The organism is Ruminococcus sp. CAG:379 (assembly GCF_000434255.1).
Lineage (GTDB): Bacteria > Bacillota > Clostridia > Oscillospirales > Ruminococcaceae > Ruminococcus_F > Ruminococcus_F champanellensis.
Window position 1 is genome coordinate 47,308 of the sequence record NZ_FR894900.1, and the last position, 9,214, is coordinate 56,521.

Annotated in this window: 8 protein-coding genes; 6 read left to right on the top strand and 2 right to left on the bottom strand. The window is 54.3% G+C overall.

Features of this window, described 5'->3' with window-relative positions:
• The 3 genes from QVO51_RS06950 to QVO51_RS06960 form a co-directional block, all read left to right on the top strand.
• Positions 1-1,065: DUF5711 family protein (locus QVO51_RS06950; RefSeq protein ID WP_288167961.1), on the top strand; the 1,065-nt coding region annotated here is incomplete at its 5' end.
• A gap of 33 nt (positions 1,066-1,098) precedes the next feature.
• Positions 1,099-2,004, top strand: a complete 906-nt coding sequence (locus QVO51_RS06955) for a CvpA family protein (RefSeq protein WP_022357797.1) — start codon at positions 1,099-1,101, stop codon at positions 2,002-2,004.
• A 46-nt stretch (positions 2,005-2,050) separates the two neighbouring features.
• A complete protein-coding gene (locus tag QVO51_RS06960) occupies positions 2,051-4,342 on the top strand; it encodes an ATP-dependent Clp protease ATP-binding subunit (RefSeq protein WP_022357798.1) in 2,292 nt (763 codons plus the stop codon).
• Positions 4,343-4,417: 75 nt separating this feature from the next.
• Here QVO51_RS06960 and QVO51_RS06965 read toward each other — a convergent pair whose 3' ends face one another.
• On the bottom strand, positions 4,418-5,854 hold the full coding sequence (locus tag QVO51_RS06965; RefSeq protein ID WP_022357799.1) for a hypothetical protein: 1,437 nt from the start codon (positions 5,852-5,854) through the stop codon (positions 4,418-4,420).
• A gap of 165 nt (positions 5,855-6,019) precedes the next feature.
• Entirely contained in the window at positions 6,020-6,712 is a 693-nt protein-coding gene (gene sigK, locus QVO51_RS06970) for an RNA polymerase sporulation sigma factor SigK (protein WP_022357800.1), read from the bottom strand.
• A gap of 119 nt (positions 6,713-6,831) precedes the next feature.
• Here sigK and QVO51_RS06975 point away from each other — a divergent pair, with 119 nt between their 5' ends.
• The 3 genes from QVO51_RS06975 to QVO51_RS06985 form a co-directional block, all read left to right on the top strand.
• Positions 6,832-7,302, top strand: a complete 471-nt coding sequence (locus tag QVO51_RS06975) for a hypothetical protein (RefSeq protein WP_022357801.1) — start codon at positions 6,832-6,834, stop codon at positions 7,300-7,302.
• Positions 7,303-7,387: 85 nt separating this feature from the next.
• A complete protein-coding gene (locus QVO51_RS06980; protein WP_288167962.1) occupies positions 7,388-8,620 on the top strand; it encodes a dockerin type I domain-containing protein in 1,233 nt (410 codons plus the stop codon).
• Between the two features lie 126 nt (positions 8,621-8,746).
• The coding region (locus tag QVO51_RS06985; protein WP_288167963.1) for a helix-turn-helix domain-containing protein at positions 8,747-9,214 on the top strand (468 nt) is incomplete at its 3' end.

Below are 9,214 nucleotides of genomic sequence, written 5' to 3' on the forward strand. Positions count from 1 at the left end.
GGAATTATCTCCGCCCGCCGGGATGTCTGGTATCCGAAGCTGGAGGGGATCGGTACCCGGTATCAGACCATCCGGCAAAATGACGGAACCCTGGCAGAGGGGAATTTTCCTCTGACGGTTTCCGGAGGCATCGACTATGAGACCGCAGATATGAATGGCAGCCTTGTGATTTTAAGCGATGCCAATTTCTATATCTATGGGCTGGACGGCAACCTGCGGGAAAGCAGACAGCATGCCTATGCAAACGCCATGATGGAGGTTGCGGGGAAAAAAGCGCTGATCTACGAAAGCAGCGGCAACCAGTTCCGGGTGGAAAGCAAGAGCAAGACTCTGTACACCAAGGAGCTGGACGAACAGATCGTCTTTGCCCGGCTCAGCTCCAACGGCAATGTGGCGGTGGTGACCACATCCCAGCTGTGCGCATGCACCATCCGGGTGTATGACGAAAACGGCCAGGAGATCTACAGCCGGGACTGTGTGGATCGGGTGTCAGATCTGGCATTCAATCCAAAGGGCAACGGCTGCTCCATTGTGCTGCTTACTGTACAGGACGGTCAGATCCTCTCAACTGTTCGCTCCTTTCTGTTTGACAGTAAGGGGGAGCAGTGGACCTCCGAGCCGTTGAACACCTTCTGTATTTCCCTGTCCGTAACGGACAGCGGCGTATTTCTGATGGGGGATACCCGGTGTGCCTTTTATGACAACGCCGGACAACAGACCGGCATGTATGCCTACACCGGTACGCTGGTGGGGGGAAGCAGTGAAAACGGGAAGGCGGCATTGTTGTTTGAAAACGAAACGAAGCGGCGTTCCAGTCTGGTTTTGTTGGATTCTGTGGGGGCGGATCCCAGACAAATTGATTTTGACATGGTCGTAAAAAATGTGCATGTAATGGACGAAAATGCATACGTTCTGACTAAGGTGGGAATGGAAACATATTCATTCGACGGGACACAGAAAAGCAGTGTAGAGGTTTCTGACAGCTATGACGATTTTCTGCGGATAGATAAATACCTGTTCTTGTTTGGATATGACAAGATTGATCGGATGGATTTTGCAAATTGATTTGAATTTGCCGCAAGGTAGGAGGACAACACGATGGGGAGCCAATTCTGGTGGTTTTATGACATATTGGCAGTGGCGTTGGCGCTGTTTATTATTTATCTCAACGCCAAAAGAGGATTTAAGAAGAATTTTTTGATCATCATCGGCTACGTTTTGTCCGCTGTGGTGACATCCGTCACCAGTGCTATGCTGGCGGAGCCGGTGTATACCTGGCTGATCCGGGAAAGCAATCTGTACGCCTTTGAACAGGTGCTGTCGGATTATGACGGCACTGCGGTGATCCAGGATGCTCTGGACAAACAGGAATACGGCGCTAGGTTTGACGAGAAAAAGATCGACATTTGTCTTTCGCCGGCAAAGGCGGATTTCGAGGATGAGTTGTACCGGTATGTGAACCAGACCTGTGACTATACCGTGACCACACCTACGGAATTCCGGAATATTCTGCGGGGGGCGTTCATAGAATCTTTCGGCAGCCTGATGGCAAAGCAGATGCCTTTGTATGCAAGGTTGTCTTTGGAGGATAAGCTGGCGGACAACGATACGCTGTATGTGGAAACCATGCAGCATATCTATGGAGAAACCGGCTCAACGCGGCAGATCACATCCTATCTGGAGGACACCTATGTGAAGGATGACTGTATCCGGATCATCAATTCGTTCCTGTTTGTTGCGATTTTCTGCTGTCTGATGAGCCTGATTGCCGTATTGGCGAAAAAGCTGGAACCCAGGATTTATTTTAATATTTATCCAGTGGTGGATCATACGGCCGGTGGGCTGCTGGGCATTCTGGAGGCACTGATGCTGCTGTGCCTGCTGTGCATCTTCCTGCGGCTGCTGTTTGTGACCGCTTCTGACACCATGCTGGTGCTGAACGAGGAAACGATCCTCAAAAGTCGGCTGTTTCGATATATCTATCAGTTGTCTGGCAAGCTGTAATTGACTGAGCAAAGGAAGGAGCATTCCGGAGGCGGAATGAAGAAATATGATGGTTTTATGTAGCAGATGCAAACGCCGTCCTGCAGTGGTTTTTATTCAGACCATGCACGGCAACGAAAAGAAAAGCGAAGGACTCTGTATGCTTTGCGCCAAGCAGATGAACATTCCTCAGGTCAAGGACTACATGGAGCAGATGGGCATTACGGACGAAGAACTGGAGCAGATGTCCGACCAGATGATGGAACTGATGGACGGAGACAACTTTGAGATGGGGGGCTCCGGCACTCTGCCGCCCTTTATTCAGAATCTGTTCAATGCGAATAATGCGCCGAAGCCGGAGGAAGGCAGAAACGGCAAGCAGGAGCATGCCCAGGAACCCTCTAAGGGTAAGAAAAAGAAGGAAAAGGGCAAGGAACTGAAGTTCCTGGACAATTACTGCACCAATCTGAGCCAGCGGGCAGAGGAAGGCAAGTTGGATAATATCGTGGGCAGAGAACGGGAAATTGCCCGGGTGATCCAGATCCTGTCCCGGCGACAGAAAAACAATCCCTGCTTGATCGGTGAGCCGGGCGTGGGTAAGACCGCCATTGCGGAGGGCATCGCCCAGAAGATTGCTGCCGGAGAGGTGCCCTTCAATTTGCGTGGCAAGCGGGTCTATCTGATGGATCTGACCGCCCTGGTGGCTGGCACCCAGTTCCGGGGTCAGTTTGAAAGCCGGGTAAAGGGTCTCATCAGCGAGGTCAAGGAACAGGGGAATATCATCCTGTTTATCGACGAGGTACACAACCTGATTGGCACGGGTGATTCCGAAGGCTCTATGAATGCGGCGAATATTCTCAAGCCTGCCCTGTCCCGGGGAGAAATCCAGGTCATCGGTGCCACCACCTTCAGCGAATACCGGAAGTATATTGAAAAGGACAGCGCCCTGGAGCGCCGGTTCCAGCCGGTGACGGTGAACGTGCCTTCCATTGATGATACGGTTGCAGTGCTGATGGGCATCAAGAAGTATTACGAAGCATTCCACCGGGTGAAGATCAGCGAATATCTGGTGCGGATGTGTGCGGTGCTTTCCGACCGGTATATCAATGACCGGTTCCTGCCGGACAAGGCCATCGACCTGCTGGATGAAAGCTGTGCCTGTGCATCCATCCGGCATCCGGAGTTGGGCAAGCTGGACGAAACCGTCAAGAGCATTGCCGACAAGGAAGCAAAGGAAAAGGAGATCGAGGAGTCAGAAGCGCCGGATTATCAGGCTCTGGCGGAGGTAAAGGCGGATCTGATCCGTCTGCGGGAGCAGCGGGAACAGCTGGAGAAGCAGACTGCCAATATCACAGTGACGGAGGAGGATCTCGCCCAGGTGGTGGAGGTCTGGACAGGCGTGCCTGCCAGCAAGATCACTCAGACGGAGTTTGCCAAGCTGGAGCATCTGGAGGAGAATCTGTCCAAGCGGGTCATCGGGCAAACCGAGGCAATCCGTGTGTTGAGCCGTGCCATCAAGCGTACCCGGGTACAGCTTTCCAAGCGCCGCCGCCCTGCATCCTTTATCTTTGTGGGGCCTACCGGCGTGGGCAAAACAGAGCTGGTCAAGGTGCTGGCGGAGGAGATGTTCGACTCCACGGAAGCACTGATCCGGTTGGATATGACCGAATACATGGAGAAGCATGCGGTTGCGAAAATGATCGGTTCGCCCCCCGGCTATGTGGGATACGACGAGGCAGGTCAGCTGACCGAAAAGGTGCGCCGCCGCCCCTATTCCGTGGTGCTGTTTGATGAGATCGAAAAGGCGCATCCGGATATTATGAATCTGCTGTTGCAGATCCTGGATGAGGGACGGCTCAGCGATGCCCACGGACGATCCGTCAGCTTTGAAAATACCATCATTGTCATGACCTCCAATGCCGGCTCCACGGACAAGAGCACCGGCATGGGCTTTAACAAGACCGAGGGGGAGATCAGCCGGGAGAAGGCGCTGAAGGCACTGCGGGAGTTCCTGCGTCCGGAGTTTATCGGCAGAGTGGACGAGGTGGTCGTGTTCCGCCCTCTGACGGTAACGGATTTTGCAGATATTGCGGGACTGATGATGTCGGAAATGGAGCAGGCTCTGGCAGAAAAGGAAGTCAAGCTGGAGGTATCACGGGCTGCCCTGGAGGAGATCGCCAAGGATGCGTTTGGAAAATCCTACGGCGCCCGGGATCTGCGTCGGGTGATCCGCCAGAAGGTGGAGGATCCGGTGGCAGAGATCCTGCTGCGGCACAGCGGCTATGTGGCAAAAATTTCAGTGGATGTGCTGGATGGTGCCCTCCACGTCAGCGAGGTTGTGGAGGTCAAAACAGAATAATGCGCACCGTACAAGTGAGCCTAAAAAACGGACAGTCGGGGATTCCCGGCTGTCCGTTTGTGTTGCCTGAAAGGATTATTTCTCCACCGGGGTGTAGCGAACCCGGATCTTCGGCAGTCTTTCGATGGTGGTGTAGCTGTTGAACAGTCCATCTGCCAGGGTGAGATCATTCTCACCGCTTGCAGGAGGTGCAAACAGCCGCAGGGTCATATCACAGGGGCCTGTCAGAGGCTTCTTGAAAAACAGAGGCATCAGATCCACGAATCGGGTTTTGGGTGCCTTATAGAACCACTTGCCACCCAACTCAATCATCAGATTGGTGTCATCCTCAAAGTACAGCTCACAGAAGTGAGGATTCCCCTCAAAATGCAGATCCATTGCCAACCCCTCTGCATCTTCCGAGCCGCCCCAGCGCAGGGTTACCGGCAACTGCTGAGCATCCTGATTGGTCAGTCTGGGCAGGAACCAGTCCTCCTGGATCAGTTCCCGGAAGGTATCCATGACCGGCTGTTCGATGCCGACCTCCGGATTGTTGGGATCCTCGATCTCCAGACCCAGCCTGCCCCGATCCCGGAACTGGTAGAAAGTGAAGCCTGTGAACCAGGTTGCCTGATCCTTGACCAGCAGATCACAGAACTCCCGTACCATCTTTGCCTGGTCATAGGGACCGGTTACATCCCCGTCCGCATTGAACTCGGACATGACCATGGGCTTTGCCACGCCGCCGTTGAGGTACCGGAACCGTTCAAAGCTGCGCTTGGTCATCTCATAGGTCTCTGTCACGGTATGCCGGTTGTGGCTGGAGCCGCCCGGCTCTGCCACGTCATAGGGCCAGCCCCAGTGCAGCGCCATGTATTTGTCCACGGACCAGACATCCGCTGCCGGAATGGTCTGGGCAAATTCCTGTTCCATTTCAATTTCCTGCTTGTCGGCATGCTCCACGCCGCCGATGCAGACGATTACGGATACGTTGGGGGCTTCTTCCTTGATGATTCGGGCAGCGCGTACAAAGAAATCCGCTACCTCCTGATAGGTGCAGCGCTTGTTGAAGGAGAACCAGTTGCCGGTGGCTTCATGGTTGATCCGCAGCAGCATTCTGCCGAAGGGGCGCAGATCCTTGCCGATCTGTGCCAGCATTTCATCGGAAACGTGCGGGTCGATGGTGAGAGTCAGGGTCACATCCTGACCGTGGGCACGGATCTCCCGCATGTAGCAGAAGGGTTCCCCCTCTGTGTTGCCGCCGATGCCGCCCTTATAGGTGAAATAGTCATCGTAGGGGTAATCCCAGGCGAAGCTTACGTCCGGGCTGGCGTGAACCACACTTGCCCGACCCGGCCAGCCTTTGTCCAGCGGGTAGTAGCAGTACATCAGACTGATGCTCCGCATGGGACGCTCCAGCTTGGCGAGGATATAGTCCTGGTTTACATATTCGCCCCGTTCGCTGCCGTCCCCCAGGTCAATGGCGCAGTTGGCTTTGCCCATATGAACTTTATAAAGATTTTTTAATTCCATTGCTTTTTCTCCTTAAATGATTTGGCTTCCATAGTCTGCACTGCACAAAACCTGTGCAGTACTGCCTTTATTATAAGCGAAACGGGGAGGGCTGTCAACTATAAAACAGTATTTTTTCTGCTGAAAAGTACTCTGTTTTCAGGCAGCGCTGTACCTTAGCCCGGACTATGCCCCGGCATCATACATGGCTTTCAGCTTGCTGAGGGCACGCTTTTCAATCCGGGACACATAGGACCGGCTGATGCCAAGCCGATCCGCCACCTCCCGCTGGGTCTGGGGCATGTGGTTGTACAGTCCATAGCGCCGGGTGATAATATCCAGCTCTCTTGGCTCCAGGCACTTGTCCAGATACCGGTACAGCTGCTTGGAGCGGATGGTCAGATCCACCTGTTCGAACACATCGCTGCTGTCCGCCACAATGTCCATGAGGGTCAGGGTGTTCCCGTCCTTGTCCGTGTCGATGGGCTCGTCAATGTACACGTCATTGGCGGTTTTCTTCTGCCCCCGGAAGTGCATGAGGATTTCATTTTCAATACACCGCCCCGCATAGGTGGCAAACTTTGAGCCCTTAGAGGCGTCAAAGGTATTCACCGCTTTGATCAACCCCACCGTGCCGATGGAGATCAGCTCATCCTGATCCTTGCTGTTGGCGTAATACTTCTTGATCATGTGAGCCACCAGCCGCAGATTATGCTCGATCAGCATGGTGCGTGCCTGGCTGTCTCCCTGGGCGAGCCGGGCAAAGCAGTCCGCCTCCTCCTTTGGGGACAGAGGCTTGGGAAATGCCATGGCGGTGTTCACATGAAGCGCAAAGAAAAACAGATTGCTGAGAATACCGCTTAAAAACTGCAAAAACATTGCATCACCTTCCTTCGGCTCATTGTATGAGTCTGGGCTTGGGTAACATGCGTCCCAGTGTTCCATCCTTGACAATTGGCATTCTTTCCGGTATAATAACAAAAAAGGAGGTGGAGCATATGGCAGATCGGGACATCAAGGAGCTGGAAGAAACCGTCCGCCGGATGCGCAAGGCAAATGAGGCTGCTTCCCGGATCGGCACACAGCCGAAAAAGGAAAGCAATGACCTGCTGCAATTTTTCATTGGCATGATTATGCTGGGAGCAGGGCTGTTCTGGCTGTTCCAGAAAACCACCGTTTCTACCAGTGGGATTTTTGCACTGGGAGGGTGGATGCTTGGCAGTGTGACCATTCCCAGCGGCGCAGTGATCCTGCCTTTTTTCATTGGTGTAATCCTGCTGTTTTTCTGCGACCGCCGTATCTATGGCTGGATCGTGACTGCATTGGGTCTGGCAATCATTGTGCTTGCCATTATCATGAGTATTCAGATCCGGTTCACCCGGACAACGATGTTCGAGTTCGTTATGATGTTTTTGCTAATCGGCGGAGGCTGCGGCTTGCTGCTAAAGGTACTGTTCCGCAAGAGATGACCTGCACAGCATGGTGCAGCGTTATGGTGAAAAAACGCTCCCGGTTCCTGGATGGAATCGGGGCGTTTCTGTATGGGGGTAAGAAATGCGAAGAATGAATCGGATCAGTCTGCTGCTGACCGGAGCATTGCTGACGGTGCTCTTTGGCATGGGCGCTCAGGCAGCGGATGCTGCCGGGGATGTGAATGCAGATGGGGCATCTGATGCGGAGGATGTGGCATTGCTGCAAAATTGGCTGCTGGGGCAGGAAGTGACCCTGTCGGATGGGCAGGCAGGGGATCTGAACGGAGACGGTATGCTGAACGGGATGGATCTTTGCCTGATGAAGCGAGGACTTCTGACCAATGCGGGCAGGCAGGTGACGGTTTCCGATGCGGCGGAGCTGGCACAAGCCATGGCGCAGGCACAGGCCGGGGATGTAATTCGTTTGAACCCCGGGATGTATCAGGTATCGGACAGCGGTGCACAGAAATTTTATGGCACGGTGGAGGGTAATCAGCAGCAGCCCATCATCCTGCAGGCGGCAGATCCGGCAGATCCGCCGGAACTGACCGGTACCGGAACCGATGGCGGTTATGTGATGCATATCACCGGGGATTACTGGGTGCTGGAGCATCTGCTGCTCACCAATGCACAGAAGGGAATCGTGCTGGACAATTCCAACCACACCGTGCTCCGCAGCTGTGAGATCGCCAATACCGGTGCGGAGGCGGTCGCCATCCGGGACGGCAGCTCCTACTGCCTGGTACAGCAGTGCAGCATCCACGATACGGGGCTGGTTACACCCGGCTATGGGGAAGGGGTGTACATCGGCAGCGCCTACAGCACCAGTGGCTTTGATTACAAATGCGATTACAACCGGGTGGATGGCTGTGTCTTTCGGAATGTGGCAGCGGAGCATGTGGACGTGAAGGAATACACTACCGGCACGGAGATCAGCGGCTGCACCTTTCACGGGGAGGGCATGACCGGGGAGAATTATGCCGGCAGTTTTCTGGATATCGCAGGGAATGACTGCTATGTACACGACAATATCGGATACCGGGACGGGAACAGCAAGATCGTGGCTGCTTTTGAACTGCACGAGCAGGTCAGCGGCTGGGGGTATCACGCCCGCTTTGCAAACAATACTTTGTACATGGACAGACCCTACGGGGAGGTGGATACCAGTCGGCGTATGTATGTGGTGGATGGCTGGTACAGCGACTTTTCCGTGCAGCACAACCTGGTGGATTATGGGGAAGGCTTGTCCAAAGCAGGGAGGAACTGCTACAATTCGGATCAGGTCACATTCCTCGCCGAGGACTGCGTGCAGTAGGCAAAAGCCCGGAAAACCGGGATTGCAACCGCCGGTTGACAAATTGCAAGGCACTGGTTGGTTGTCTGCAACCGCTGTGTATGGTATCATAGGGACATCATCCAAACTGAAAAGGAGCAATGAATTATGATTTTTGCAGACAAACTGATCCAGCTTAGAAAAAAGAGCGGATGGACCCAGGAGGAGCTTGCGCAGCAGATGCATGTGTCCCGGCAGTCCGTATCCAAGTGGGAGGGCGCCCAGTCCGTTCCGGATCTGGAAAAGATGGTGCAGCTGTCCCGGCTGTTTCATGTGACCACGGATTATCTACTGAAGGATGAGGAGGGGGAGCCGGAGCCTGCACCTGGGGAGGATCCGGGGGAGTCTCTGCGCCGGGTGTCCCTGGAGGAGGCATCCGCCTTTCTGGAGGCAAAGCAGCGTAGTGCCGGGCCCATAGCTTTTGCAACCATGCTTTGCGTGCTTTCCCCCATCGGTCTGATCCTGCTGGCGGCGATGAGCGAGGTGCCGAAGTACGGTATTCCGGAAAATGCGGCGGCGGGCATCGGCATGATCCTGCTGCTGCTCCTGGTTGCGGCGGCAACTGCCATGTTCATC

Bases quoted from the DNA above. Each gene is read 5' to 3' on its own strand.
- QVO51_RS06955 (WP_022357797.1), top strand. From the start codon at position 1,099: ATGGGGAGCCAATTCTGGTGGTTTTATGACATATTGGCAGTGGCGTTG.
- QVO51_RS06960 (WP_022357798.1), top strand. From the start codon at position 2,051: ATGATGGTTTTATGTAGCAGATGCAAACGCCGTCCTGCAGTGGTTTTT.
- QVO51_RS06965 (WP_022357799.1), bottom strand. From the start codon at position 5,854: ATGGAATTAAAAAATCTTTATAAAGTTCATATGGGCAAAGCCAACTGC.
- sigK (WP_022357800.1), bottom strand. From the start codon at position 6,712: ATGTTTTTGCAGTTTTTAAGCGGTATTCTCAGCAATCTGTTTTTCTTT.
- QVO51_RS06975 (WP_022357801.1), top strand. From the start codon at position 6,832: ATGGCAGATCGGGACATCAAGGAGCTGGAAGAAACCGTCCGCCGGATG.
- QVO51_RS06980 (WP_288167962.1), top strand. From the start codon at position 7,388: ATGCGAAGAATGAATCGGATCAGTCTGCTGCTGACCGGAGCATTGCTG.